The sequence below is a fragment of the Pseudomonas sp. Pseusp15 genome, from assembly GCF_059492165.1.
The window spans coordinates 3,263,425-3,287,582 of record NZ_CP168523.1 but is presented as its reverse complement, the minus strand read 5'-3'; the positions used below and the strand labels follow the sequence as shown (position 1 = coordinate 3,287,582).

Annotated in this window: 26 protein-coding genes and 3 pseudogenes; 17 read left to right on the top strand and 12 right to left on the bottom strand. The window is 56.6% G+C overall.

Annotated features, from left to right (window positions below):
* Window positions 1-26 precede the first annotated feature (26 nt).
* The 5 genes from ACEN8R_RS14860 to ACEN8R_RS14840 all read left to right on the top strand — a co-directional run bounded on the left by ACEN8R_RS14860 (window position 27) and on the right by ACEN8R_RS14840 (window position 4,775).
* Entirely contained in the window at window positions 27-560 is a 534-nt protein-coding gene (locus ACEN8R_RS14860; protein WP_018928252.1) for a cysteine hydrolase family protein, read from the top strand.
* Between the two features lie 253 nt (window positions 561-813).
* On the top strand, window positions 814-1,845 hold the full coding sequence (locus tag ACEN8R_RS14855) for a lysozyme inhibitor LprI family protein (RefSeq protein WP_495625016.1): 1,032 nt from the start codon (window positions 814-816) through the stop codon (window positions 1,843-1,845).
* A 221-nt stretch (window positions 1,846-2,066) separates the two neighbouring features.
* The gene (locus ACEN8R_RS14850) at window positions 2,067-3,479 is read left to right on the top strand and encodes a purine-cytosine permease family protein (RefSeq protein ID WP_495624164.1); all 1,413 of its coding nucleotides are present in this window, start codon (window positions 2,067-2,069) and stop codon (window positions 3,477-3,479) included.
* A gap of 165 nt (window positions 3,480-3,644) precedes the next feature.
* Complete coding sequence (locus ACEN8R_RS14845) at window positions 3,645-4,298, top strand: peroxiredoxin (protein WP_018928249.1); 654 nt, start codon at window positions 3,645-3,647, stop codon at window positions 4,296-4,298.
* Window positions 4,299-4,322: 24 nt separating this feature from the next.
* Window positions 4,323-4,775, top strand: coding sequence for a GNAT family N-acetyltransferase (locus tag ACEN8R_RS14840; RefSeq protein ID WP_018928248.1), 453 nt, complete (start codon window positions 4,323-4,325; stop codon window positions 4,773-4,775).
* 57 nt (window positions 4,776-4,832) lie between these two features.
* On the opposite strand, the gene ACEN8R_RS14835 is transcribed toward ACEN8R_RS14840, so the two are convergent.
* Window positions 4,833-5,693, bottom strand: a complete 861-nt coding sequence (locus ACEN8R_RS14835) for a CAP domain-containing protein (RefSeq protein WP_018928247.1) — start codon at window positions 5,691-5,693, stop codon at window positions 4,833-4,835.
* A gap of 248 nt (window positions 5,694-5,941) precedes the next feature.
* On the opposite strand from ACEN8R_RS14835, the gene ACEN8R_RS14830 reads away from it, so the two are divergent.
* From ACEN8R_RS14830 to ACEN8R_RS14820, 3 genes are all read left to right on the top strand, one after another.
* Window positions 5,942-6,754 carry an AraC family transcriptional regulator gene (locus tag ACEN8R_RS14830; protein WP_018928246.1) on the top strand — a complete coding sequence of 271 codons (813 nt, stop codon included), beginning with the start codon at window positions 5,942-5,944 and terminating at the stop codon, window positions 6,752-6,754.
* Between the two features lie 96 nt (window positions 6,755-6,850).
* Complete coding sequence (locus tag ACEN8R_RS14825; protein ID WP_018928245.1) at window positions 6,851-7,225, top strand: cupin domain-containing protein; 375 nt, start codon at window positions 6,851-6,853, stop codon at window positions 7,223-7,225.
* Window positions 7,226-7,395: 170 nt separating this feature from the next.
* The gene (locus tag ACEN8R_RS14820; RefSeq protein ID WP_018928244.1) at window positions 7,396-8,217 is read left to right on the top strand and encodes a MinD/ParA family ATP-binding protein; all 822 of its coding nucleotides are present in this window, start codon (window positions 7,396-7,398) and stop codon (window positions 8,215-8,217) included.
* A 48-nt stretch (window positions 8,218-8,265) separates the two neighbouring features.
* Here the strand turns inward: ACEN8R_RS14820 and ACEN8R_RS14815 are convergent, their stop codons facing one another.
* Together ACEN8R_RS14815 and ACEN8R_RS14810 are read right to left on the bottom strand one after the other, a co-directional pair.
* Window positions 8,266-8,751 (bottom strand): adenosine-specific kinase, encoded by a 486-nt coding sequence (locus tag ACEN8R_RS14815; protein WP_018928243.1) that lies wholly within the window; start codon window positions 8,749-8,751, stop codon window positions 8,266-8,268.
* Window positions 8,752-9,080: 329 nt separating this feature from the next.
* Window positions 9,081-9,644, bottom strand: coding sequence for a histidine phosphatase family protein (locus ACEN8R_RS14810; protein WP_018928242.1), 564 nt, complete (start codon window positions 9,642-9,644; stop codon window positions 9,081-9,083).
* Between the two features lie 164 nt (window positions 9,645-9,808).
* Here ACEN8R_RS14810 and ACEN8R_RS14805 point away from each other — a divergent pair, with 164 nt between their 5' ends.
* A complete protein-coding gene (locus tag ACEN8R_RS14805) occupies window positions 9,809-10,210 on the top strand; it encodes a DUF1801 domain-containing protein (protein WP_018928241.1) in 402 nt (133 codons plus the stop codon).
* A gap of 6 nt (window positions 10,211-10,216) precedes the next feature.
* Here ACEN8R_RS14805 and ACEN8R_RS14800 read toward each other — a convergent pair.
* Window positions 10,217-10,615, bottom strand: a pseudogene (locus tag ACEN8R_RS14800) (LysR substrate-binding domain-containing protein); the annotation flags it as partial.
* Between ACEN8R_RS14800 and ACEN8R_RS14795 the strand changes: the two are divergent.
* Window positions 10,601-11,235, top strand: a pseudogene (locus tag ACEN8R_RS14795) (cation:dicarboxylate symporter family transporter); the annotation flags it as partial. The pseudogenes ACEN8R_RS14800 and ACEN8R_RS14795 overlap by 15 nt on opposite strands.
* Here ACEN8R_RS14795 and ACEN8R_RS14790 read toward each other — a convergent pair.
* Window positions 11,189-11,770: a thioesterase family protein gene (locus ACEN8R_RS14790; protein ID WP_050438300.1), complete on the bottom strand. Its 582-nt coding sequence runs from the start codon at window positions 11,768-11,770 to the stop codon at window positions 11,189-11,191. The pseudogene ACEN8R_RS14795 and the gene ACEN8R_RS14790 sit on opposite strands and share 47 nt — an antisense overlap.
* A 106-nt stretch (window positions 11,771-11,876) precedes the next feature.
* Between ACEN8R_RS14790 and ACEN8R_RS14785 the strand changes: the two genes are divergently transcribed.
* The 3 genes from ACEN8R_RS14785 to ACEN8R_RS14775 all read left to right on the top strand — a co-directional run bounded on the left by ACEN8R_RS14785 (window position 11,877) and on the right by ACEN8R_RS14775 (window position 13,785).
* Window positions 11,877-12,842: a GlxA family transcriptional regulator gene (locus tag ACEN8R_RS14785; protein WP_018928237.1), complete on the top strand. Its 966-nt coding sequence runs from the start codon at window positions 11,877-11,879 to the stop codon at window positions 12,840-12,842.
* Window positions 12,843-12,942: 100 nt separating this feature from the next.
* Window positions 12,943-13,332 (top strand): c-type cytochrome, encoded by a 390-nt coding sequence (locus ACEN8R_RS14780; RefSeq protein WP_018928236.1) that lies wholly within the window; start codon window positions 12,943-12,945, stop codon window positions 13,330-13,332.
* Window positions 13,333-13,449: 117 nt separating this feature from the next.
* Window positions 13,450-13,785: a hypothetical protein gene (locus ACEN8R_RS14775; RefSeq protein WP_018928235.1), complete on the top strand. Its 336-nt coding sequence runs from the start codon at window positions 13,450-13,452 to the stop codon at window positions 13,783-13,785.
* Window positions 13,786-13,992: 207 nt separating this feature from the next.
* Here ACEN8R_RS14775 and ACEN8R_RS14770 read toward each other — a convergent pair whose 3' ends face one another.
* From ACEN8R_RS14770 to ACEN8R_RS14755, 4 genes are all read right to left on the bottom strand, one after another.
* A complete protein-coding gene (locus ACEN8R_RS14770; protein ID WP_018928234.1) occupies window positions 13,993-14,298 on the bottom strand; it encodes a hypothetical protein in 306 nt (101 codons plus the stop codon).
* A gap of 295 nt (window positions 14,299-14,593) precedes the next feature.
* Window positions 14,594-15,034 carry a hypothetical protein gene (locus tag ACEN8R_RS14765; RefSeq protein WP_064616890.1) on the bottom strand — a complete coding sequence of 147 codons (441 nt, stop codon included), beginning with the start codon at window positions 15,032-15,034 and terminating at the stop codon, window positions 14,594-14,596.
* A 212-nt stretch (window positions 15,035-15,246) separates the two neighbouring features.
* Complete coding sequence (locus ACEN8R_RS14760; RefSeq protein ID WP_026286592.1) at window positions 15,247-15,786, bottom strand: hypothetical protein; 540 nt, start codon at window positions 15,784-15,786, stop codon at window positions 15,247-15,249.
* Window positions 15,787-15,875: 89 nt separating this feature from the next.
* The gene (locus ACEN8R_RS14755) at window positions 15,876-16,634 is read right to left on the bottom strand and encodes a sulfite exporter TauE/SafE family protein (protein ID WP_018928231.1); all 759 of its coding nucleotides are present in this window, start codon (window positions 16,632-16,634) and stop codon (window positions 15,876-15,878) included.
* 116 nt (window positions 16,635-16,750) lie between these two features.
* Between ACEN8R_RS14755 and ACEN8R_RS14750 the strand changes: the two genes are divergently transcribed.
* Window positions 16,751-17,689: a LysR family transcriptional regulator gene (locus ACEN8R_RS14750; protein WP_018928230.1), complete on the top strand. Its 939-nt coding sequence runs from the start codon at window positions 16,751-16,753 to the stop codon at window positions 17,687-17,689.
* Window positions 17,690-17,784: 95 nt separating this feature from the next.
* On the opposite strand, the gene ACEN8R_RS14745 is transcribed toward ACEN8R_RS14750, so the two are convergent.
* Complete coding sequence (locus tag ACEN8R_RS14745) at window positions 17,785-18,345, bottom strand: lipid-binding SYLF domain-containing protein (protein ID WP_018928229.1); 561 nt, start codon at window positions 18,343-18,345, stop codon at window positions 17,785-17,787.
* Window positions 18,346-18,587: 242 nt separating this feature from the next.
* A pseudogene (locus tag ACEN8R_RS14740) lies at window positions 18,588-18,860 on the bottom strand (hypothetical protein).
* A gap of 545 nt (window positions 18,861-19,405) precedes the next feature.
* Here ACEN8R_RS14740 and ACEN8R_RS14735 point away from each other — a divergent pair.
* From ACEN8R_RS14735 to ACEN8R_RS14725, 3 genes are all read left to right on the top strand, one after another.
* Window positions 19,406-20,596 carry an AAA family ATPase gene (locus ACEN8R_RS14735; RefSeq protein WP_177325194.1) on the top strand — a complete coding sequence of 397 codons (1,191 nt, stop codon included), beginning with the start codon at window positions 19,406-19,408 and terminating at the stop codon, window positions 20,594-20,596.
* Between the two features lie 4 nt (window positions 20,597-20,600).
* Complete coding sequence (locus ACEN8R_RS14730) at window positions 20,601-21,278, top strand: HNH endonuclease (RefSeq protein WP_018928226.1); 678 nt, start codon at window positions 20,601-20,603, stop codon at window positions 21,276-21,278.
* Window positions 21,279-21,754: 476 nt separating this feature from the next.
* Window positions 21,755-23,116: an MATE family efflux transporter gene (locus tag ACEN8R_RS14725; RefSeq protein WP_018928225.1), complete on the top strand. Its 1,362-nt coding sequence runs from the start codon at window positions 21,755-21,757 to the stop codon at window positions 23,114-23,116.
* A gap of 15 nt (window positions 23,117-23,131) precedes the next feature.
* On the opposite strand, the gene ACEN8R_RS14720 is transcribed toward ACEN8R_RS14725, so the two are convergent.
* Entirely contained in the window at window positions 23,132-23,881 is a 750-nt protein-coding gene (locus tag ACEN8R_RS14720; RefSeq protein WP_018928224.1) for an SDR family oxidoreductase, read from the bottom strand.
* Window positions 23,882-24,158 lie beyond the last annotated feature (277 nt).

Here is a 24,158-nt window from a genome sequence, read left to right as displayed (position 1 = left end):
CAGCGACCTGTCTAAGGAAGGAAGCCATGAGCACCGCACTCCTGATCATCGATGTCCAACGCGCGCTGTGCACCGGCGAGTATGAATGCTTCGACATCCAGCGCGTCATCGACACCATCAACGGCCTCAGCACCAAAGCCCGAGTCGCCAATATTCCGGTCATCCTGATCCAGCACGAAGAAGAGGGTGACCTGCTGCAATACGGCGCCGAAGGCTGGCAACTGGCCGACGGCCTGAAGACGTCACCCCAAGACCTGCGCGTGCGCAAAACCACCCCGGATTCGTTCTACCAGACCCACCTGCATGAACATCTGCAAGAGCTGGACGTCGAACGCCTGATTATCTGCGGCCTGCAAACCGACTACTGCGTCAACGCGACGGTCCGTGAGGCATTATCGCGAGGCTACGACGTGGTGCTGGCGTCCGATGCTCATTCCACGATCGACAATGGCACGATGAGCGCCGAAGACATCATCACCGAACACAACAAGGATCTGGCGCACCTGACCGGTTCCGTGGCGCGGATCGATGTCGTGCCGGCCAGCGAAATCAATATCTGAAAGCATCGGTGGTTCCTGGATGTATTTCCCTCTCGCTTCAAATGAAACGGGCGCCGATCATGGCGCCCGTTTTTTGTTCAATCCGTCTGTAGCCGCCGCACCACCGCCTGAAAACGCTCCGACGCAATCCAGTCCGGATCCGCGTCCTCCTTTACGCTTCCTGCTGGATTTGTGGCGAGCGAGCCATACCAAAACAAGCGCCTTTTCACATTTGTCTCGGCATACTGGCGCGCTCAAAGAATGGAATCTGCCCATGCCCCCGACCTTGTTCTGCTCTAACGCTCGCCGCGCTTTACTGCTGGGGTTTCTCGCATTCTCTGCCGCAGCCCATGCCAGTAGCTTCGATTGCACCAGCGCCGCCAGCTCCAGTGAAAAAGCCATTTGCGCCGACGCTTACACGTCGAAGCTGGACCAAAAACTGGGAGCGGTCTGGCGCTCGACGCTGGAAAAAGTCACCGACCCTAAAGCGTTAAAAGCAGACCAGCGTCAGTGGTTGAAACAACGTAATCGCTGCGCAGACCAAATCGATTGCCTGCGCCAGCAGTACCTGATGCGCATCACTGAACTCGAGCACGCGGCCATTCCGTTTACCTGGGACGCCACTTGGCAGCGTATTCCCTGGGGCGTTTCGACGGGAGCCGAGTTGAAGACAAAGCGCCGGGATTCGACTCATCTCGTCTTCGAAGTTTCTGCCGCGAGCGGCGCCAACTCTGGCGACCTGGATGGCATCGCCAAACTCGACGGCACTCAGGCGCATTACGTCGAAGGTGCATGCGCGTTGACCTTCCAAGCCATCAACGGCGTGCTTGATGTCACCCAGGACGGCGCCGATGCCGATTGTGGTGCTGGCATGGGCGTGTTCTATGCCGGGCGCTATGTCGCGTCGGAACAGCCCTTGGCTCTGGACAACGATTTGCTGAGTCTGGGGTTGGCGCGTACACAGCAAGAAGACGATGCATTGCGGCAATTGCTCAAGGACGATTACCAGACGCTGGTGGACAGCAGCAGTTCCAGGCTGATCGGCGATGAGTCGAATGACCTGCCGGGCGCCGAAGTGACTGAAATGTGGGTACGCGGGCTGGGCAATACCAACGCCGCCATCCTCATGCGTACAGCGGACGTTCGATTTTGGCTAGTGCTGCTGGTGTTCGATGAGCAGAACAATTCCCGAGCCCGTTACTACACCAACGCGTCGGATTGGAAAGGCCGCTTACCCGATGTGCTGCAGCATTGGTATGACGAGCGAACGAAAGGGCAGGTGATGCCGTTGGATCTGATGCCTTAATGCAATCTCGTTGGCGACCGCGCTAATGCGACGCTGACGAGTAGTTATGTCTAGACTCGGTTGTTGGCTCGATAGAAGTGGGCGGTAACGGAACAACAGAAATAAAAGCACGCCCTAATGCCGGTAAGTTAAGAAATTTGAGCGACGAAAGCCTCGCTCCCACAGGTTCTGCACTTTGGCTCACTGGCATTAGCGTCTACCCCATAAGAAGAGAACACAAAATGACCAAGGTCAGCGATACCCAGCAGCGAAGTCCCCTGATCGAGACTCGTTCGATCGATTACATCCCGGAAGCCGAGCGCCATGGCAGCCTCTACAGCCAGTTCACCCTGTGGCTCGGCGCCAATCTGCAGATCACGGCGATTGTGACCGGCGCGCTGGCCGTGGTGCTGGGTGGCGATGTGTTCTGGTCACTCATTGGTTTGCTGGTCGGCCAGTTGCTCGGCGGCGCGGTGGTGGCGCTGCACGCTGCACAAGGACCCAAGCTCGGGCTGCCGCAGATGATCTCCAGTCGTGTGCAATTCGGGGTCTATGGGGCGGCGATTCCGATTGTGCTGGTGTGCCTGATGTACCTCGGCTTCAGCGCCACCGGCGCGGTACTGTCGGGGCAGGCGATTGCCCAGTTGGTCCATGTCAGCGACAGCGCCGGCATCCTGATTTTCGCCTCCTGCATCGCGCTTCTGACCCTCTTCGGTTATCGGGTCATCCACCTGGTGGGCAGGGTGGCGAGCGTGCTGGGCATCATCGCCTTCGTCTATCTGTTTACCCGGTTGATGACGCTCAACGATATCGGTCTGTTGCTGGAAAACCGCCATTTCGGCTGGAGTACTTTCTTGCTGGCGGTGTCTCTTTCCGCATCCTGGCAGATCGCGTTCGGCCCTTATGTGGCCGACTACTCACGCTACCTGCCGTGCAAGACCTCGTCCTGGAAGACGTTCACCGCCGTCGGCCTGGGGACGGTGGTGGGGGCCCAGGCTTCCATGGTGCTGGGAGTGTTCGCTGCTGCGTTGGCGGGCGCAAATTTTCGTGGACATGAGGTCGCCACCATCGTCGGGTTGGGCAGTACCGGGGTGATGGCCTCCCTGCTGTACTTGAGCGTGGTGTTCGGCAAGGTCACGGTGTCGACCCTCAACGCTTATGGCAGCTTCATGTGCGTGGCCACCATCATCAGTGGCTTTCGTCGTGGCTTCGAAATATCCGCCGGTAAACGCATGCTGTTTGTGCTGGTGATTGTCGGCGCGTCCACCACGCTGGCGCTGCTGGGGCAGTACTCGTTCCTGAGCACGTTCAAGTACTTCATCCTCTTTCTGCTGACGTTCTTCACGCCGTGGAGCGCGATCAACCTGGTGGATTACTACTTCATCAACAAGGAGCGCTATGACATTCCGGCGTTGTCCGACCCGGCGGGGCGTTATGGCCGTTGGAATGCGTTGGGGATCAGCGTGTATGTGCTCGGTGTGTTGGTCCAGCTGCCTTTTGTCGACACTCACTTCTACTCCGGACCAATGGTCGCGCAGCTCGGTGGTGTCGATATTTCCTGGATCGTCGGGCTGGTGGTGCCGGGCATGCTCTATTACTGGCTGGCCAGGACATCTGCGCTTGCGGTGTCGGTCGAGCGCAGTTCGCAGGCTTGAATGCCCGGTCATCAAAGGGGCAGGGGGCGCGCGGCTAACTGCCGGGTCCTCGAGCGTCTCCTATACTGATCCGCGTTGACGATTTAACACAGACACCGAATGCCGCCGGAACAGCAGCCAGCGCTCCGGCGACTTCCCTACGACTCAACAGTAAGGAGAACGAACATGGCAATCCGTATTGGCGACGAAGCACCGGACTTTACCGCTGAAAGCACCGAAGGCCCGCTGCATTTCCATGAGTGGATCGGTGACAAGTGGGCGATTCTGTTCTCGCACCCCAAAGACTTTACTCCGGTGTGCACCACTGAGCTTGGCTACATGGCAGGGCTAAAACCGGAGTTCGATAAGCGCAACACCAAAATCGTCGGGCTCAGTGTCGACCCTGTCAGTAACCATAAGACCTGGGCCAAAGACATCGAAGAGACCCAGGGGCATGCGGTCAACTACCCCATGATCGGCGACGAGAACCTGGTGGTGGCGAAGCTCTACGACATGATTCATCCGAATGCCAGTGGCGGCGCACGGACTGCCGTGGACAACGCCACGGTGCGTTCGGTGTTCATTATCGGCCCGGACAAAAAGGTCAAGGCGATGCTGATCTACCCGATGAGTGCCGGGCGCAACTTCGATGAAGTTCTGCGTCTGCTCGATTCTCTGCAACTGAACGCCAAGCACACCGTTGCCACGCCGGTGAACTGGCGTCCGGGCGAGGACGTCATCATTCCCACTTCGGTCTCCGATGAGGACGCCAGGAAGAAATACCCGGATGGCTTCAAGACGCTGAAACCTTATTTGCGCACCGTGGCGCAACCGAAGTAACTCATCTGTTCGGAGACCACCCACATGGCCGTCCAGGTCCTGCGCGTTGATGCAACCCACATCGATAAAGTCGCCAGCCTCTTCGACGCCTATCGAGGCTTTTACGGCCAGCCCTCGAACCTGATGCAGTCTCGCGCTTTCATCGCAGAGCGCATCGCCAGGGACGAATCGGTGATTTTCTTCGCCGAGGACTCCACGGGCGAAGCGCTCGGCTTTGTCCAGTTGTACCCGACGTTCTCCTCCATCGACGCCCACCGCACCTGGCTGCTCAACGACCTCTTCACCACACCTGCCGCCCGCGGCAGAGGGGTAGGGACGTTGCTGATGAACACCGCCCGAGCCTTTGCGCTGTTGACCGGCGCCAAGGGCATGGTGCTGGAAACGGCCACGGACAATCACCTCGCGCAACGGTTGTATGAATCATTGGGCTATGTGCGCGATACGGGTTACTACACCTACTGTCTCGACTTGAAGTAGGCGCAAACTTGTGACCCCAGCGCCAGCCATTTTCTATGGACGGTTCGAAACCCTCACTCAAGGCGCGCCAAACAGCATCGTCCAATAAACCCCTTTGTTGCTGCGCGAATCGCTGGCGTACGCCGCGCCGACCTGGGTAAACATCGGGTTCATCAGGTTGGCGCAATGCCCGGGGCTGGCCAGCCAGCCGGACATCGCCTGGCTGGGCGAGCCTTGCCCGGCGGCGATGTTCTCGCCGATCTGCCGGCCGCGGTAACCGGCGGCTCTGGCGCGATCCGCCGGCATATCACCGTCGGGGTCCTGGTGGGCGAAGTAGTTGCCGTAGGCCATTGCCTTGCTGTGCCCTTGCGCGGCGGCGCCCAGGGCGGCGTTCCAGGTTAATGGCCGTGCGGCGGCGAAGCGTTGGCGCCCACACATGCGTGGCCTGGCTCTTGCCGCGTTGACCTGCGCCAGCAACGTCTTGCCCGCAGCGCGCGAATCGCCGATACGCCCGTCGAGCACCGGTTGCGCCAGCACCACCCGCCATTCGCTGCGGGCACGAGTGACACCGATGTCGGCGTATTGGGTATCGAGCAGCGCCCCACAGTAGTCGCTCTGGAGCATGTCGAACGCCTCATCGGCATCTTGCGCGCCGACCAGGCGGATGGTCCGTACCGTTACAGCCTGATAGCCGTTAGCCTTCAACCCCTCCCGCAAACCACCGCCATAGCCGATCGGCAAGGACAAGTCCGATTTCAGCGCCAGTGGCCGTAACGGCCTGACCGCACGCCCCGCGCAGCGGTCGGGATCGGCGCGGTAATCGTTGATGACTTCCACCAGTTGCCGTTCCCCACTGGCATGGGCGGGGCTGGCGAACAGCGGAAACAAAGGCATCAGGCACAGCGAAATAAAGCGGCAGCAGCGGACAGTCGGGCGCATGAACAGACAGCTCTGATGAGTTGACGACGATAAGGGTGGGATAAAGATGAGCAATAACCGCATGAGCGCTTCATTGGGCGAGCGTCTTTTACGGCACGGCTATGACTGCGGGTCTCAAAACTGGTTCACGAGGGGAACAGACAAATTTGACGGCTACGCTGAGAGGGCCGATTCAGACGGGTCACGAGTCTGGGACAGCAGACGCTCGCACTGGTAACGTACTGACATCATTCGAGTGGTACAGGGACATGACTAAGACCAAGGGCAACAAGGATTGGGTCAAGCGCTCGGCGCAGCCGTTGAAGATGGAGCGCATCGAAGCCTTTTTTGGCGGCCATGGCTTTACGCCGCATCGCCACGATACTTACGCCATCGGGCGAACGCTGTCGGGTGTACAAAGTTTCCAGTACCGCAAATCCCAGCGCCACAGCCTGCCCGGTAAAACCATCGTCTTGCACCCGGACGAGGTGCATGACGGTGAGGCCGGTACCGAAGCGGGTTTTCATTACCGGATGATCTACATCGAACCTGCCCTGATTCAGCAGGTGCTGGGCGGCAAGCCGTTGCCATTTATCGAGGGTGGCTTATCGAGCGACCCACGGCTGGGTGCCGCAACCCAGGTACTGCTGCAAAACCTCGACGCTTGCATCGAACCCCTGGAAGAAGACGATGCCATTTACGATCTCGCGCAGGCGCTGGATACGCTCTCTGGTCAGCGTGGGCGGCGCAAGTCATTTGATTTTGCAGCGGCCGAGCGCGCGCGTGCGCTGATTCATGACTCGCTGGATCGAGTCATTACCCTGGATGAGTTATCCCAGGCGAGTGGTCGAGACCGGTGGAGCCTGAGCCGTGATTTTCGGGCGCTGTACGGCACAAGCCCCTATCGGTACATGACCCAGCGCCGGCTCGACCTGGCAAGAGCATTGATGATTGGGGGCCACTCGATGGCAGAGGCGGCCGTATGCGCAGGTTTTTTCGACCAAAGCCACATGACGCGTCAATTCGTCCAGACCTACGGCGTCTCCCCCGGCCGGTGGCTGAAGAGGTTGGGCCTTGATTGAGCAGGGTCCCGGCCAACTTGCACAATCATGCAATACGCAGCGTTAGGTCATCCCTAGAGTCAGGGCTCGATATCTTGTCCAATGAGGGTGACTTAAATGAATTCCCAGGCCTGCACCGCGATTAACTTTGCCGAAAAATATGCCTTTTTCAGCGAGCAATGGGCGCCAAAGGTGATTGCCGAAATGAACGACTATCAGTTCAAGGTGGTGAAAATCGAAGGCGACTTTGTCTGGCATTCCCATGCCGATACCGATGAAGCCTTCATCGTCCTTGAAGGCGAGCTTCGCATCGATCTTCGGGAGCGGGCCGTCGTGGTTGGGCGGGGAGAAATGTACGTTGTCCCCAAGGGCGTCGAACACAAGCCTTATGCAGAACGCGAGGTGAAACTGTTGCTGATCGAGCCGCGAGGTGTGCTGAATACCGGTGATCAAGCCGGGGAAAGAACCGCAATGAATGATGTGTGGATCTAGACGTTTTGGTGGTTTTTGCCGGCCTTTTCGTTGAGACGATTCGATGGAGGCCGGCAAAATGCCTCTCGTCGGGAGATAAAGCAGCTATTGCGCGCTTTTCAGCTATTCTTGCGGCATCTGGAGGGTGCCATTACGTGCTGGCACACGATGCGCAGGGAAGGGAAAGACAAATGGATGATGTGCATTGCGTGCAAGTTATCGCTGTGACTGGCGGTAAAGGGGGCGTGGGCAAGACAACGGTAGCGGTTAACCTCTCGTTGGCGTTGGCAAAAATGGGGCGGCGCGTCGTATTGCTGGATGCCGATCTTGGCCTGGCGAATATCGATATTCTGCTGGGGCTGACTCCGCGCTACACACTGGCCGATGTTCTCGAAGGGCGTTGCGAGCTGTCCGAGGCACTCATGCCTGGGCCTGGAGGCATTCGTGTGGCCCCGGCCTCTTCTGGTTTGCAGAACATGACTCATCTGGAGCCTGCGCAATACCGCGCGCTGATCCAGGCCTTTAGCGATATCGGCGACAAACTGGATGTGCTGATCATCGATACGGCCGCCGGTATCGGTGGCTCAGTGATCAACTTCATCCGCGCGTCTCAGGAAGTGCTGGTGGTGGTGTGCGATGAACCCACCTCGATCAGCGGCGCCTACGGGCTGATCAAATTGCTCAACCTGAACTACGGTCTGCAGCGTTTTCGCGTGCTGGCCAACATGACGGGCAGTCCGGCGGAAGGCCGCAATCTGTTTGCCAAGCTGGAAAAGATTACCGAAATGTTCCTGGATGTCTCGCTGCAATACGTCGGCGCGGTGCCGAACGACGAAAGTGCGCACAAAGCCGTGCAGAAGGGACGCGCAGTGTTTGAAGCCTTCCCTCGTTCCAAGTGTGCTCAAGCTTTCCAGGCTCTTGCTCACAACGTCGACAGCTGGCCATTGCCGACTCATCCGAGAGGGCACGTGGAGTTCTTCGTTGAGCAACTCGTGCATAATTCCGGCAGGTGAGGCTGTCGACGGCGGCAGCCCGTCGTTAGCTCAGCCGCGAAACGTGTTTCACAGCTTGTAGCCAATCTGCCGCAACAAATTCTTGCGCCACAGGATGTCTTCGTCGCCTTCAATGCCATCGGCACAGAAGCCATCCACGACGCCCAGGATCGCGCGTCCCTGCTCCGTCTCGGCAAGAATCACTTCGGTTGGATTGGCTGTTGCACAAAAAATGCGGCACACCTCTGGCACCATTTTGACGGCGTTCAACACGTTCAGCGGATAGAAACCGTCGCCGAGGAAAATGATGAAGCTATGGCCGGCGGCGATGGCTTGCGCGTTTTTCTGCGCAAGCTCGATCATGGCGGTATTGGTGCCAGACCATCGCACCAGGCATTTGCCGGAGGCTTCACAAAAAGCCACGCCAAACTGGATACCTGGCACGGCGTTTATCAACGCTTCGTGGAGGTCTTCAACGGACTTGATGAAGTGCGTCTGACCAAAGATGAAATTCGTCGCTTCCGGTTTGTCGATTTTCAACGTGATGAGTTGCATCTCAAACGCCTCCTGTCACGATGTCGCGGACCGGCATCGGGCCTCTATTCAAGCCGGGACGATCTCCTGCTCCTCTGGCTGTGTCTCCGGGTGGATGCGAACATCACCCAGTCTCCTCAAGGGATGCCCAGTTTCCAGCTGAACTTCTCGAAATCCCGGGCACTGATTTCGTGCTCGATCTGCAACCGCACGATCATGCGACTCCATTTGGTCAGTAACTTGAGCCGGCTCCTGATTGCAGTCCTTTGCAGAGGAATACAGATGAATATTAGCTCCAATTTGACCACCAGCCAGGGCGCCAGGATTCAGTCTGTGGCTGTCGTCGTACCTTAACGCGGTTTCATTCGATAGGCCGTCGCGCTCCAGTACCGGTTACCATTGCTGGTATGGCGAATCCATCCGGTAGCCTCCAGGTGCTTGGCAATCATTCGATTCATTATTCCATGACCGAGCAGTAAAACAGGCCCTTCGTCGGCAAGGGATTGAAGCCGTTGAGCTGCCGTATTGGCGCGCATTCTGGCCTTACTGGCTGACTCGACCTTCCCCGAGAAACCGCACAACCATAAAACACGAAGAATAAATGCCCACGTAAACGGTGAAAGGCGCGGCAGTGTCCATCGTCCATGGGGCAGTTGCGCTTCGCAGAACATATCATCGACAACGCTGGCTTGAAGGCCTAGCGCTCGAACCGACGTCAGCGCCCGGGGCGCACTGCTCGACACGATCATTCTGGCGGTACGCGCCAGCGCCACACTCGATTGCGGGGCGGGTTGGTCGATGATTTCTGACAGGTCGTATTGCTCGATCCAGCGTTTCATATCGCGCGCTGAAACTTTGTCTTGCACGGCCAGATCTGGCTGGCCATGACGCATCAAGATGATTTCCTTTTCCACTGTTACTACGTCCTTGTTTTGCTATTCCGTGAGTGGTTGCACCCATCGGAGATTTGAAGGCAAACGCCCCGTTGTGGGTCAAACTGCAATGCCTGCGTTGTAGTTCTGTCAGCGATACTCCAGAGGCAGGCGAGCGACAATCATTATGAAGAGGGATAACCACCATGAGCAAGGAGACGGCCGGTTCAAAGGACACTGAGGGGCAAGGCTCTGCCTCTGCGCTGATCGAGGCGAAAATCAAGGCACTGGATGATTGGCGGGGCGAGACGCTCGCTCGGGTTCGAGCGCTCATCAAACAGGCCGACCCCGATGTGGTCGAGGAGTTGAAGTGGCGGGGTGTTCCGGTGTGGTCCCATGCCGGCATCATCTGCACCGGCGAGACGTACAAGAATGCGGTGAAGATGACGTTCGCCAAGGGCGCCTCGCTGGAAGACCCTTCAGGACTGTTCAACGCCAGCCTCGATGGCAACACCCGGCGTGCCATCGATATTCATGAGGGCGACCGGATTGATGAAACAGCCTTGAAGGCGCTGATCCGCGCCGCCGTGGCACTCAATCTGTCGTAGCGCCGTTCAGTCGAGCACAGATTCCGGTTCATCCAGGTGATCGATGTGCTTGAAACGCTCGACCAGAAAATCGATCAGGCTGCGCACGCGCGCCGACAGGTGCAACTGTTGCGGGTAGATGGCATAGACATCGGCGCGGGTCGGTGTCTGGTCCTCCAGCACCAGGCGCAAGCGACCACTGCGCACGTAGCGGGCGATGTCCCATTCGGCCCGCAGCAGAATCCCATGACCTTCCAGCGCCCAATTGAGGGCCACTTCACCGTCGTTGCAGCCTAACGCGCCACGCACTTTGACGTTTTGCGTGCGCCCGCCGTTGGTAAAGCTCCATACGCCGTAGGGCGTTTCGTTTTGCCGCAGGAAGATGCAGTTGTGTTGCTGTAAATCCGCCAGGCGTTGCGGCACGCCAGCCTGGCGACCTACACCACGGCGGTGAAACATGCGTCGTTCATGGACTTTGTGATGAACATCATCCCCGACACCATCGTGGATGCCTTCGCCAAAGGCAACGTCCTGCAAATCTTGCTGTTCTCCATTCTGCTGGGTGTTGCCCTGGCGCATGTCGGGCCGCGCGCAAAAGTGTTCGGACCTTCAACCCGGACGGCCAGGCGATCTACTACACCATCGCCGCGATCTTCATTGCCCAGGCGACCAACACGCCGCTGACCCTCATGGACCAGTTGATCGTGCTGGCGGTGCTGATGTTCACCTCCAAAGGCTCGGCGGGGGTGACCGGTTCGGGGTTCATCATCCTGGCGGCGACGCTGTCCTCCCTCGGCACCATCCCGGTGGCGGGCATGGTGCTGTTGCTGGGCGTCGATCGGTTCATGTCGGAAGCACGCGCGATCACCAACACCATCGGCAACGGCGTCGGCACCATGGCCATTGCCAAATGGGTCGGCGCGTTGGATACGGTGAAGATGAACAAGGCGCTGAACGGGGAGGGCGCGGAGGCAAAGCCCGAGATGGTTCAGGCGGACGTTATTGCTGTTCCTTCATCGATGACAGCAGGGCGGTTGAGCAACTAGCTTCTTCCCCTCGCAGCTGACGGCTCATGTCATCGCAGCTTTGCGACCAGGCCGTCAGCCACATCGACATCTCGGGAGACTGTTCGGCCAACCCCAGCTCGCGGACGAACTCGACCGGTGCAACCGTGCCTTTGGCCGAGCGGAACAGACCCCGCATGATGACGACGCCGATTACCCGGCCTTTGCTCACGAAGCGGTGCTCCATAAAGCTCCATTTATCGTCCCAGCCGAGTATGCGGGTATGAATCTCGAACGATTCGAACAGCTTCAGTTCACGCCGAAACTTGCCCCAGGTATCGCCAACGATCGGTACAGCCTTGTTGCGCAAGGCTACTCGAAAGGCGCCGCTGCGCAGCGTGAAATCCATGCGGCCTACGTCGGCCAGGGTGAAATAGCGGCCATTGGTGACGTGGCGGTTGAGGTCGAGGTCGAGCGGCCAGACGCGCAGGCGGATGACGGTGGTGGCCAGACCGTCCACCGGTTTGCGCCATGGGCGACGGAACAGCATGAGGATAAGTCGAAACCAGAGATTCATAAGTACGCCGAGGATTGAATGACCGGTGAACTTTAGGGGGCGGAAATCGGATAAGGTAGGTGCACAAATGACTTTTTTCATGCGAAAAGCGCAATCTGGATGATTCATGCACGTCACCCTGCTACTGGCTGATCAATGCTCCGCCGCCAGCGCCACCCTGGCGCTGGAGGTGCTCAGTGCCGCCAACCTGTTCGCCGATACCGCCAGCGCGCCGTTTGAGGTGGTTGCCGCCTCGCTGGATGGCGCCAATGTCGCCGCATGGGGAGGGCAAACGCTGCGCGTGGACCGATCCATCGCCGACATCACCCGAACCGATCTGGTGCTGATCCCGGGGTTTCTCTTTACCCTGAAAGACGCCTTGCCGGCATTTTCCGGTTATGGGCCGTGGCTGCGTCAACAGCACGCGCAGGGTGCCGTCGTGGCTTCCATGTGTACGGCGACGTTCATGCTCGCAGAGGCGGGAATGCTGGACGGCGTTCGTGCCACCACGCACTGGGCCTTTGCCGATCTTTTTCGTCGCCGGTATGCAGACGCCTGTCTGGAGGCGGCGCAGATCCTCTGCGAGGACAATCGCGTAATCACCAGCGGCGGCGCGACGGCTGCCATGGACCTGTTGCTGCATCTGATCCGCCGCTTCGCATCACTGGAGCTGGCGCAGAAGTGCGGCAAATACTTGCTGGTCGACAATGCGCGCAGCGAGCAATCGGTCTATGTCATGTGGTCGATGCCGAAGAACCATGGGGATGGCGAAATCCTGCAGGTTCAAGCGTGGCTGGAAGATCACTTCCATCAGCCGCTGCTGATCAATGACATGGCCGAGCGATTCGGATTCGGCGTCAGGAACTTCAAAAGGCGCTTCAAGGAAGCCACCGGTTACACGCCGCTGACCTATCTGCAAACACTGCGTCTGGAAAAGGCAAAGCAGTTGCTCGAATCCACACGAATGACCCTGGACAGCATCACCTACAAAGTCGGCTACGAGGACAGCAACTCATTTCGCAGGCTTTTCCAGCAGCGCGTGGGCCTGCTGCCGGCGGCTTACCGGAAGAAGTTTCAAGCGAGTGTGGGTTGAGTGACACGTCTGGTCCAGATCAGTGTTTCGACGTAGCCGCCAGTCATGATGAAATAGCCGCCCGCTTTTGCTGTCAGCAACGCCTGATTTGGAGCCGAACATGAAAAACGCCGTCGTACTCACCTTGGCCTTGATGCTCAACATGGGGTTGTTCAGTACGCAAGCAGCAGCGGCCGGTGATGCTGAGGCGGGCGAGAAACTGTTCAAGCGAATCTGTGGCGGCTGCCACCAGGTAGGGAGTTCGGCGCGAGGTTTTTTTGGTCCGCAACTCAATGCGATTTTCGGGCGCCCTGCGGGCAGCACGGCGGACTACCAGTACTCAGACGCGATGAAATCATCAGGCGTCGTCTGGACCCGCGAAACTCTCACCGCCTACATCGAAGCGCCAAAAACAGTGGTCCCCGGCACCCGCATGATTTTCTGGGGCCTCAGCGATCCGGAAAAGATCGAAAACCTGTTGGCCTATCTGCAGACGTTTCAGCCGCAATGATCGGAGCCTTATCGATCCGCTTTTTTCAGTGCTGAGTGATATCAATGGGCCACTTCATCCGTTAGAGTATGCGCCGCCCGAGAGATGGATCCCGGGTATTTCTAATGGAGTGACACAGTGAATTACCTCAGCAAAGCGGTTGCCGTAGCCCTGTTTGGCCTGGTTCTGGCGGGTTGCACCGGCACCCCGATGAAGACCCAGCAATACGACAGCAGCCAGTACACCGTTGTCGGCCACAGTGAAGCGACCGCCACTGGCCTGCTGCTGTTCGGCGTCATCCCGATCCAGCAGAACAACCGCTTCATCCGCGCTCAGGACGCGGCCATCAAAGCCAAGGGCGGCGATGCCATGATCAACACCCAAGTGCAGGAAAACTGGTTCTGGGCTTGGGTCCTGACCGGCTACACCACCAAAATCTCCGGTGATGTGGTCAAGCTGAAAACCGTTCAGTAAGCGTCAGTGCTTCGCCTTTGTGGTGAACGCGCTTCGACATGAACGAGCCGGATTTAGTCGGCTACCTTGTGGCGAGCGAGCTTGCTCGCGCTGGGCTGCGTAGCGGCCCCAAAAAATCTGGCAACCATTGCCGGTTCTTGTGAGTGCTACGCACTCAAGCGGGAGCAAGCTCCCTCGCCACAGGTTTCTCACTCATTGATCATTGCCTCACGCCCACGCTTTTCCGAGTTCCTCCAGACCGGCGTTTTGCAGGTCCTGCGGGTTCATGACCACACGGAATTTGCAGTTGGCCTGGAAGTTGAGGAAGAAGGGTTCCGCATACCCGGGTATTTCGGAGGGATCCACGATATCGATCAAAAAAATCCCATTTCGCATGCCATCTTGCTCAGTGAAATAAGTCGCCTCGGGCTTAATGGTGTCCAGGATACGGTTCATGATTTCGCCGACCTTCCCCGACCTGACAAACGCGTTGAAAGGCTCATGGGGAAACTCGACCATCAGTAGCATTTTCATTATTTGATACTCAGTTTGAAGTGGCGCACTCCTTACCCGGATCCTTACTCCTGGTTTTGATGCCGCAAGCCGTGCCCGCGGTGTGTGTGGTTAAGAATAGCGAAGGGTGAGAGGGCGTCGGGGCGGGGTTACGGACGGTCGTTGTTGATGATTCAGCGCGGGCGCTAATTCGCTGAAACCCGCATCTATGCTGCTTCGGGCGAACATCGATGCAGTCGGGTACTAAAAAAAGCATGAAAAAACCCGGCTGATGAGGCCGGGTTCTTTGGTCGAGTGTTGCGGTAAAGCCACTCACTCATGCTGCACGGTTTTCGATCAGACGATCCGAACCACCTTCAGCGACGCGATTCTCGATCAGACGATCCGAGCCGCCTTCAGCGACGCGATTCTCGATCAGACGATCCGAACCACCTTCAGCGACGCGGTTTTCGATCAGACGATCCGAACCACCTTCAGCGACGCGGTTTTCGATCAGACGATCCGAACCACCTTCAGCGACGCGGTTTTCGATCAGACGATCCGAACCACCTTCAGCGACGCGGTTTTCGATCAGACGATCCGAACCACCTTCAGCGACGCGATTCTCGATCAGACGATCCGAACCACCTTCAGCCACACGGCTTTCAATCAGGCGATCCGAGCCGCCTTCAGCGACGACCGGGTGAGCAGGGGAAGCGGCGAAAGCGTTTACTGCAAAAACCGAGAAAGCGATGCTGAGAAGGGTTTGGCGTTTCATGATGGTGTGCTCCGGGGTGTTATTGGCTGGGTATGGAGCGGATGTTACGCCGAGGATTTTTTATGAGAACTTCATTGACGTGATGGTGACTATCGACGCCAGCAATGGTTGAAACGTGGTGGACAACCCCAGCCAATCTGGCGGTGCTGGGAGTGATGCTCTATGCCGCGACAGCCAGGCTGACAACGGCGGTCAGCGGTGTAAAGAACCACTTACTTCAGCGTGAATGTTGCTTTGAGCGGCATGACTACCTTGCGCAAGTTGTCTTTGAGGGTGATTTCCAGCGTCCAGACGCCTACGGGATCGTCAGGCTCACCGATGAAACCGATCACGGGGGCTGCGAGATACATGTTGTTCGGATCCCCTTTAAGACGCCCTTGAAAACAAACGGCATCTCGCTGATTGATCGATTCTGTACCGTTCGGCCTTGTGGCTTTCAAATCGCACGTGATGTTGGCTTCGTGATTGGCATTGAGCTTCGGGTTTGCAAAAAACGTAAGCGCGAAGATCCTTTCACCTCGGCTGACTATTTGGGCTTCGGTAAATACTGGAGTGGTTTCGGCCGGCGTATTCCACTTTTTCTCCCAGTCGGGATCGGAAGTGATTAACAGCGAGCCACCAAACTCTCCGATGGTTCGTCTTGATTCAGTGTCCGGGATTGGATTGCCGTTTGAATCCTTCCAGTAGCCGGCCTGTGCACTTGCCCATGAAAGAGACATCGCGATGAAAGCGGTGAGCAATCGACGGTTCATGAACGACTCACTCTCAATAGACGATGGAAATGGCGTAATGCCCATGTGTAATGCCTTGCTCCGCTTGAGTGTAGCGGCAGAAAACGCGCTTACACGAACAGGTCATAAGACAGTTTGCCGATCAGGATCAGCAGCAACACCAGGAACAACGCCCGGACAAAGGGCGCGCCTTTATGTACCGCCAGCCAGGTGCCGGTCAGCGCGCCGAGGATGTTGAATGCCGCCATGGGGATGGCGATCAGGTAGAGCACGTTCCCCGTCGGAATGAAGAACATCAGCGCTGCTACGTTGGTGGCGATGTTCACCAGCTTGGCCGACGCCGAGGCATGCAGGAAGTCGAAGGCGAAGCAGCGGATGAACAGGAAGATCAGGAAGCTGCCAGTGCCGGGCCCGAACAGTCCGTCGTAGAAGCCGATGGCGCCGCCGATGACGATCGCCAGCAGTTTTTCCTTGGTGCCGATGTGCATGGGCTTGTGCAGGGCGCCGAAGTCCTTTTTCCAGAAGGTGTAGATCGCCATCAGCACGATCAACACCAGCACCGCTGGCCGGATCACCGACTGGGGCACGAACGACACCGTGGCCGCTCCGAAGAAGGACATGACAAACGCCGCACTGGCGGCGGGGATCACCAGACTCCAGTTGATCACTACCTTGCGCACGAAGGATCGGGCGGCGAATGCAGTGCCGCAGGCTGCCGCAACTTTGTTGGTCCCCAGCAGCGCCGCCGGTTGTGCCGTGGGCAGCACGTTGAACAGCGCGGGAATCTGGATCAGTCCACCGCCGCCCACCGCCGCATCGATCAGGCCGGCAGAGAAGGCGAATACGCAAAGGATGACAATATCGATCATGGAATCAGGCTCTGACGGTGAAAGATGGGTGAGAGTCCGGGGTTGAACGGAAGGTTAACCAAAGCGCTTTTTTTGTGTTGCAATGCCACGTTGTGAAAAGTGCAACGAGGTGGCGCATGGCATTGGATATGTTGGGGGAACTTGAAGCCTTCGCGACGGTGGCTCGCAAGCGCAGCTTCGTCGCGGCAGCACGAACTCTGGGGCGCTCTCCCAGCGCGCTGACCCGCGCAGTTCAGGCCTTGGAGGAAAGTGTCGGAGTCAAGTTGTTCAATCGCTCCTCCAATGCCGTGAGCTTGACCGAGGCGGGTGAGCGCTTGTTGCCTCACGCTTACAAAATGCTGGATCTGCAACGTGAGGCGGATGAAGACCTGGCCGGCATCAGTGGCCAGGCCTACGGCTGGGTCCGCTTTTCCGCCCCCGAGTTTCTCGGGCACGGGGTATTGCCCCGGCTGATCGCGCAGTACGCCGAGCGTTATCCGGACGTGAACGTCGATGGGATTTTCACCGATGAAACCATCGACCCGGCCAAGAGCAAACTGGACTTCTCGATTCGCGGCGGGTATCCGCAATCCAGTGACCTGATCGGCTTTCCACTCTGGAGTTATTCACGTTATCTGTACGCCAGCCCCGAGTATCTGGAGCGGCACGGGATACCCGACTCCATCGAGGCGCTGGAGGCGCACTCGCTGATCCTGCACACGGCGCCGCGGATTCTCAAAGAGTGGAATTTTCGCAGTGAGGCGCAGGCCATCAGCGTTCGGGCTCATCCCAAGTTTCGTTTCAACTCCGGTTCGGCGGTGTTCCAGGCGGCCCTGGCAGGCCTCGGCATTGCCCGCCTGGCGGACTGGCTGGCAGAGCCCGAAGTGCAAGCGGGGCGCCTGCTGCGGGTCTGTCCCGAGTACAAACTCACCTCCAGCAGCGGTGAGAGCCCGCAGATGCACGCGGTGTACCCGGCCGGCAATCTGCCGCTGCGGGTGAAGTCGTTGCTGGAGATGATCCGTGGTTTTGGTGAAAGTCTTGATCGAAAGCATGCAGTAACGCTCCAGGGTGGCTGATGCATCACCAATCGCGGACACAAAAAACGGGCGCCCCTTCAGGTGCCCGTTTTTATTTGCTCCATCGCTTGCGCGCAAGCGCCAAACGACCGGTTCTAACGCTTGATCAGGGAAATCTTGGTGCCTTCGATGCTGACCCCAGCCATTAACCCTTGCTGGTCGAAAATGAACGCGTAGGCATCGCCCTTCAGCGTCGTGCTGGACAGATTTTTCGCCACCCCCGCATCAACCAATACAACAGTGGGGCCTACGCCGATTTCCCAACCCTTGGTTTTACGGACATAGTCCACGGCTTTGTCGGTCATCAGGAAAACCGCATAGGCATACGACTGTGCACCTGCCTGTAGTCCCCAGGACCCGGTTACGGTGTTGTAGTAATTCTCTACTTTCTTGTTCTTCAACAATACGCCTTCGCCGTAGCTGCCGCCGAATACAAGGCCCGCCTTGACGATATTCGGGAAGACAAGAATCGCTTTGGCATTGTGCGAAATGGATTCGGCCAGTGGTGTGGACTTGTAAAGAGTTTGCAACGCTTGCTGAGAGTCGGCATTCAGATCCTCAGCGGTTGCCGCACCTGCGGTGTTCAGGAAACTTGCCGATACCAGTGAAGCTGTCGCAAGGACGATCGATAAGAAGAACCGCATTGACTGAGTCATGTCAGGTACTCCAATACGGGAGCATTGGATGTCAGCAGCAGCCAGCACTTGCCCCGGCAGAATCCGGGCCTGCTGAAATTATCCGGCGCACCCTAAAGTGGTGTGAGCTACTGGCGTCGCCCTTGAATGAAGCAGGCCAGAGGCCTGTGATCAGTGGCAATGTCATCACTTGTTTCGACATCTGTGTGTTGGCCGGGTTCGAAAAAAACAGAACGGGCGCCTGACAAGGCGCCCGTTTTCATTTACTCCGCGGCCTGCGCCCGCAAGCGTCTGCCGATCACATCCATCAAATCACAACCATCGCGCAACGGTATGGCCAGCAGTTTGGCAAAATCCGACAGCACCACCGTGTCGCAACCGATCTCGGCGCGGAAGGCGATGTTTTCCAGCACCTGCGTGACCGCGCGGATGCGGTAGTCGGCCATGGCTTACAGGACGTCGAGTGGGGCCTGGGTGTCGATGAGCAGGGAGGCCGGGATCAGGTCGATTCCGGTGAGGGGCATGTATCTATCCATAGGTGAAACTCCGAATCAGATTTAAAGGGACTGATCCGATCTGCAGGTCGCCAAACCTGGTCGCTTCGTGGCGACGGGGTGACTATAGTTTTTATCGCTTTATGGAGATAGGGATGATTTCCGAGGTTGCTGTAGGATTGGTATGGAAAGCAGGCAAGATACCGGAGAGCATTTAGACACTAAAAACAAAGCGTAGCGAGTCTGCTTTCGAGCCAGAGCGGTCTTAGTCCTCACTACGCAACCATACGCGTACGTTGTAGGGGAGCGCGCAAAGCCTGCTTAGACCGGCCTCGCACGCGAAACTGTGACGTATTCGACTGCTACAATCGGATGTTTGGGATTAATAGGGACTGCTTCGCTTCTTTGGAGCAACGAAGGCTGTTAAATTGACTTCAGCTCAACGACTTCAGGGGCGATTACGATCATCTTGGGTATGGTTGTTGGTTTAATGGGGTATTTTGGCTACAGCATGGATGGCAATTGTTAGGAATTAGGTGTGGCTCAGCTATAAATTATGGTTAATTAGAGAGTGTAGGGGGTAAAAAGTGTCGGATACTGCATTTATAAAATCTTTCGTTGTTAATGATATAAGAAACGTAAAGCCCGTCTCTGTTTCTCTGGGTGAAAATAAAACGCACTTGATAATTACTGGGCGTAATGGGAGTGGTAAAACTTCAATTTTAAAGGCCATACAAGAGGAGTTGAGCATTATAAAGTCTACGAATGGAAAGATTCATACCTTTCGAGATGCTAGGAGAAATGCAGAGAAGGCATATCTGGAAAGCCCGGTTGCTAGTAATTTAACCCAGCTGAATACATTTAAATCTTATCAGGATGCTAAGGTTTCGTTAAGTCTTGCCGGAAGTCACGGCTTTATTGAAGAACAAGAAATTTGTATTTTCTTTTCCGCAAACCGTGCCTTGGATCCAAGCATCCCTTCTTCAATAACCGCCCCGTCTCTACCTCTTATGGCAGGAAATGTGCCGGTTGTAAATACAATGATATTGCAATATTTGGTGAATATGAAGGCTCAGCGAGCTTTTGCTAGGGATGATAGTGACGATGATTCAGTTCGTATTATTGATACATGGTTTGAATCGTTTGAGGAGGCGCTGCGGGATGCCTTTGAAAATCGCAATATAAGTCTCGAGTTTGATCGGCAGGCTCTAAGTTTTTCTGTTGTTGATGGAGATAAAAAATACTCGCTTAATACGTTGTCTAGTGGTCAGTCGGCAATTCTTAGTATCTACGCTGAGCTATTGTTGCGCGTAGAAGCTGCGGCGCAGGGCAATAAAAATATTAGTGGTGTGATCCTGATAGATGAGCCAGAAAATCATCTTCATGCGTCCCTTCAGAAAAAAATACTAGCATTTCTTGTTAAGGCTTTTCCCCAGTTTCAGTTTATAGTCACAACGCACTCGCCATTTATAATATCATCCCTACAAAACACAAAAATACTCAATCTCGAAGACGGAAATGTATACGAAGACTTTTCATCCTTCTCTTATGAGGCAATTCTTGAAGAGTATATGCAAGTAGATAAATACTCTGTCGACGTTAAGAGGCAGGTTGAAGACATAAAAAAATTTTTGACTGTTGGGGACGCATCGGAGGCGCAAAGTCTGCTGGATGATTTGTTGCAGAAATTAAAAATGTCCGAGTTTTCTGTTCATGCGTCCGCAGAGTTGGCACTTGAACTGAATTCCATAAAGTTGGCATTGAAGAATATAGAGTGACGACATGCTATATATGCCTAAAACTATGCCTGGTCCGGAGTCGGACCTTCAAACGGAAAAGCTAAAAACATCGGGTACCTATCGAATTCAATCCGTGCTTAGCCAGTTAAAACAGGATTTTTATAATAAGTGCTATTTGTGCGAAGACTCTCCCCAGTCTGTAAATGTTGAGCACTTTGTTCCGCATAAAGATAATTTGGATTTGAAGTTTTCTTGGTCCAATCTTTTTTGGGCATGTGGTCACTGTAATAATATTAAAGGGGGAGGTTTTGATGGGATATTGAATTGCGCAAATGACATTGATATTGAAGAAAAATTGGAATATGTTTTTTCCCCTTTTCCGTCTGAAGGCGTTATCATTAATGATCTGCAAGGAGGAGCGGAGTCAAAATTAACTGCTAAGTTGCTTCTCGGTATTTATAATGGGACTACCATACTAAAAAAAATAGAGTCAAACGAGCTCCGTAAAAAAATTTCTCGACAACTTGTCGATTTAAATGATTTGGTGGTTAAGTTTGAAGAGGCTGAAGAGGATAAGGAGGCTCGCGAGTATTTGGGGGAATTGATTAAGGCCAAGGTTCGTGTTAGCGCAAAGTTTGCATCATTTTCTCGTGCATATCTTCGAAGGTTTCCTTCTTCGCTGAAAAAGTTAAAAGAAGAGATTGCGGGGTTTCCAATTTAGTTGTGTGGAATGTTATTTAAATATGAATTGATTGTCGTACGGGACAAGGAGGTAAATTAGTTTCAGCCTAGTAATGGTTAGCATTTATCTGCAAGGCGGACTCAGGTCCGCTAAATAAGCCAGCAAACACTGAGCCACTTTCCATCTATAAAACGTCGATACAGGTGGGCGCTACATTGACGATGTTGTACGACCGGTCTTGGCTCAGGCTGTGTAAAAATGCAACCGTCACTTTTAGGTCTGCGTTGCTACGTGAAATCTGCCGGAGTTTTCTGCTCAGTCAGAGACTTGAAATTTGCGTAGAATCGCGTCACTTGACCCGATTCCGCTCGCCATTATTGGTCGCTTTTACACAGCCCTCGGCCGATAGCAGGCATTCCTTATGCTACCCAACCCCTCAAAATGGGAGCGCGTTATTCCCAGTCCCCTAGCGTAGAATTTCCAAAACGCCAGCCCCCACCCGAGACGGACCCTCAATGCAAACCCCAGCCAAACCTCAACACCCCCTCTGGCAAACCTACCTCCTGTTCCTCGCCCCCATGGTCCTCTCTAACTTCCTCCAGTCCATGTCCGGCACCGTCAACAGCATCTACATTGGCCAATTGCTCGGCACTCAGGCATTAGCGGCGGTATCGGGCATGTTCCCCGTGGTGTTCTTCTTCATCGCCCTGGTTATCGGCCTCGGTGCGGGCGCTGGGGTGTTGATCGGTCAGGCCTGGGGCGCCCGTGAGCCGCATCTGGTGAAGGCCATCGCCGGTTCGACGTTGCTGTTGGGGGCGATGATCGGGTTGGTGGCGGCGGTGTTGGGCAGTGTGTTTGCCCGGCCGGCGTTGCAGGGGTTGGGCACTCCGGGGGATGTGCTGGACGATGCGGTGGCGTATGCCCATGTGATGATGTGGATTTTGCCGTCGCTGTTGGTGTTTGTGTTGTTCACGCAGTTACTGCGCGGGGTGAGCGATACGCTGTCGCCGTTGTTGGCGCTGGTGGTGTCGACGTGTGTCGGGCTGGCGCTGACGCCGGCGTTGATTCTCGGGTGGTTGGGGTTGCCGCCGATGGGGATTCAGAGTGCGGCGTGGGCGGGGTTGGCGGGTAACCTGTCGGCGATGGGGTGGCTGGCGTGGCGGTTGATTCGCAAGGGACATCCGTTGGCGCCGGATCGGGAGATGTTTGCGGCGATGCGGCTCGACAGGGTCATCCTCGGCAAGGTGTTGCGCATCGGGCTGCCGACCGGGTTGCAGATGGTGGTGCTGTCGTTGTCGGAGCTGGTGATTCTGGCGCTGGTGAACCAGCACGGGTCCCAGGCGACGGCGGCGTACGGGGCGGTGACGCAGATCGTCAACTACGTGCAGTTCCCGGCGCTGTCGATTGCGATCACGGCGTCGATCCTTGGCGCGCAGGCGATCGGGGCAGGGCGCCTTGAGCGCATGGGGGAGATTTTGCGCACCGGGTTGTTGATCAACGTGTGCCTGACCGGCGGCCTGGTGCTGTTGGGTTATCTGCTGTCGCACTGGTTGCTGGGGTTGTTTCTTACGGATGATTCCACCCGGGCGATGGCCGAGCACCTGTTGCACATCATGCTCTGGAGCCTGCTGGTGTTTGGTTTTCAGGCGATTGTCGGCGGCATCATGCGCGCCAGCGGCACGGTATTGGTGCCGGTAGCGGTGTCGATCGTTTGCGTGGTCGGGGTGCAGTTGCCGGTGGCGTATCTGCTGGATACGCGCTTCGGGCTGCCAGGGGTGTGGATGGCGTTTCCGGTGGCGTATCTGGGCATGCTGATGCTGCAGACGCTGTATTACAAAATGGTCTGGCAGCATCAGCGGATCGAGCGGTTGGTGTAGGCCCCTGACGGCCCCTCAACTATTGCTCTTGAGCCAGGTTTCGAAGCGAGTCGGCCCGACGATGGGGTGCTCTCCCGGCGTCAGCGAGTGGTCATCGATCGGCGCACCGAAGTAGGGGACCGTGTCATCCGGTTGGGCCTGGCGCGGGTCGTTGGTGTGTTGCAAAAACAAGCGCACGAACTCCACCAGCGGCCAGCGCTCAGGCCCGGCCACTTCCAGAGTGTTATTGCTCGGCGCTTGCACGGCGACTTTCGCCAGCGCCGTCGCAACATCGAACGCGGCAATCGGCTGCAACGCGGCGGAGGTCAAGCGCACGGTGTCGCCTTCCTGTACGCCCGAGTGGGAAATGGCCCCGATGAATTCGAAGAACTGCGTGGCCCGCAGGATTGTGTAAGGAATGCCTGAGTCCTTGATGAGTTGTTCCTGGGCCATTTTTGCCCGGAAATAGCCGCTGTCGAGCATGCGCTCGGTGCCTACCACCGACAGCGCGACATGGTGTTTGACCCCGGCGGCCTTCTCGGCGGCGAGCAGGTTGCGCCCGGAGGTTTCGAAGAACTCGAGCACGGCAGCATCTTCGAAGGAGGGCGAGTTGGCCACGTCGACCACCACATCGGCGCCTTGCAAGGCGTTTTGCAAGCCCTCGCCGGTGAGGGCGTTGACGCCGGTGCTCGGTGATGCGGCCAGGGTTTCATGCCCCAGGTCTTGCAGGTTTTTGCAGAGCTGCCTGCCGATCAGCCCGGTACCGCCAATCACGACGATTTTCATGACGAGTCTCCCGATGCGTGCGCAGTGGGGGGCGAGGTGTCAGCCCCGCTTGGACGTCGTATTTCTGGTCGGAGTGGGGGGGCTGGCTTGGAATCCTGCAACCATTAAAGCTCCTGAATTCGTTCAATGGCAGCAGTGGCGGGAAGATCTTTTTGTTGTCCGATAGGTGGTCGAATGGGCTAATGCCGGTCAGTTAAGAAAAGGACGTACCAAGTGCAGACCTGTGGCGAGGGGCTTGGCCTTCACTTAACTGGCAGGCATTAGTCAGATGCTGCGG

What these genes read in the sequence shown, in the direction of transcription:
- ACEN8R_RS14820 (WP_018928244.1), top strand. Translation starts at nt 7,396, where the DNA reads ATGGATGATGTGCATTGCGTGCAAGTTATCGCTGTGACTGGCGGTAAA.
- ACEN8R_RS14720 (WP_018928224.1), bottom strand. Translation starts at nt 23,881, where the DNA reads ATGAAAATCGTCGTGATTGGCGGTACCGGGCTGATCGGCAGGCAGCTC.
- ACEN8R_RS14765 (WP_064616890.1), bottom strand. Translation starts at nt 15,034, where the DNA reads ATGAAACGCCAAACCCTTCTCAGCATCGCTTTCTCGGTTTTTGCAGTA.
- ACEN8R_RS14745 (WP_018928229.1), bottom strand. Translation starts at nt 18,345, where the DNA reads ATGACTCAGTCAATGCGGTTCTTCTTATCGATCGTCCTTGCGACAGCT.
- ACEN8R_RS14790 (WP_050438300.1), bottom strand. Translation starts at nt 11,770, where the DNA reads ATGAATCTCTGGTTTCGACTTATCCTCATGCTGTTCCGTCGCCCATGG.
- ACEN8R_RS14850 (WP_495624164.1), top strand. Translation starts at nt 2,067, where the DNA reads ATGACCAAGGTCAGCGATACCCAGCAGCGAAGTCCCCTGATCGAGACT.
- ACEN8R_RS14730 (WP_018928226.1), top strand. Translation starts at nt 20,601, where the DNA reads ATGCTATATATGCCTAAAACTATGCCTGGTCCGGAGTCGGACCTTCAA.
- ACEN8R_RS14755 (WP_018928231.1), bottom strand. Translation starts at nt 16,634, where the DNA reads ATGATCGATATTGTCATCCTTTGCGTATTCGCCTTCTCTGCCGGCCTG.
- ACEN8R_RS14815 (WP_018928243.1), bottom strand. Translation starts at nt 8,751, where the DNA reads ATGCAACTCATCACGTTGAAAATCGACAAACCGGAAGCGACGAATTTC.
- ACEN8R_RS14750 (WP_018928230.1), top strand. Translation starts at nt 16,751, where the DNA reads ATGGCATTGGATATGTTGGGGGAACTTGAAGCCTTCGCGACGGTGGCT.
- ACEN8R_RS14785 (WP_018928237.1), top strand. Translation starts at nt 11,877, where the DNA reads ATGCACGTCACCCTGCTACTGGCTGATCAATGCTCCGCCGCCAGCGCC.
- ACEN8R_RS14760 (WP_026286592.1), bottom strand. Translation starts at nt 15,786, where the DNA reads ATGAACCGTCGATTGCTCACCGCTTTCATCGCGATGTCTCTTTCATGG.
- ACEN8R_RS14825 (WP_018928245.1), top strand. Translation starts at nt 6,851, where the DNA reads ATGAATTCCCAGGCCTGCACCGCGATTAACTTTGCCGAAAAATATGCC.
- ACEN8R_RS14770 (WP_018928234.1), bottom strand. Translation starts at nt 14,298, where the DNA reads ATGAAAATGCTACTGATGGTCGAGTTTCCCCATGAGCCTTTCAACGCG.
- ACEN8R_RS14805 (WP_018928241.1), top strand. Translation starts at nt 9,809, where the DNA reads ATGAGCAAGGAGACGGCCGGTTCAAAGGACACTGAGGGGCAAGGCTCT.
- ACEN8R_RS14860 (WP_018928252.1), top strand. Translation starts at nt 27, where the DNA reads ATGAGCACCGCACTCCTGATCATCGATGTCCAACGCGCGCTGTGCACC.
- ACEN8R_RS14835 (WP_018928247.1), bottom strand. Translation starts at nt 5,693, where the DNA reads ATGCGCCCGACTGTCCGCTGCTGCCGCTTTATTTCGCTGTGCCTGATG.
- ACEN8R_RS14845 (WP_018928249.1), top strand. Translation starts at nt 3,645, where the DNA reads ATGGCAATCCGTATTGGCGACGAAGCACCGGACTTTACCGCTGAAAGC.
- ACEN8R_RS14725 (WP_018928225.1), top strand. Translation starts at nt 21,755, where the DNA reads ATGCAAACCCCAGCCAAACCTCAACACCCCCTCTGGCAAACCTACCTC.
- ACEN8R_RS14780 (WP_018928236.1), top strand. Translation starts at nt 12,943, where the DNA reads ATGAAAAACGCCGTCGTACTCACCTTGGCCTTGATGCTCAACATGGGG.
- ACEN8R_RS14840 (WP_018928248.1), top strand. Translation starts at nt 4,323, where the DNA reads ATGGCCGTCCAGGTCCTGCGCGTTGATGCAACCCACATCGATAAAGTC.
- ACEN8R_RS14855 (WP_495625016.1), top strand. Translation starts at nt 814, where the DNA reads ATGCCCCCGACCTTGTTCTGCTCTAACGCTCGCCGCGCTTTACTGCTG.
- ACEN8R_RS14830 (WP_018928246.1), top strand. Translation starts at nt 5,942, where the DNA reads ATGACTAAGACCAAGGGCAACAAGGATTGGGTCAAGCGCTCGGCGCAG.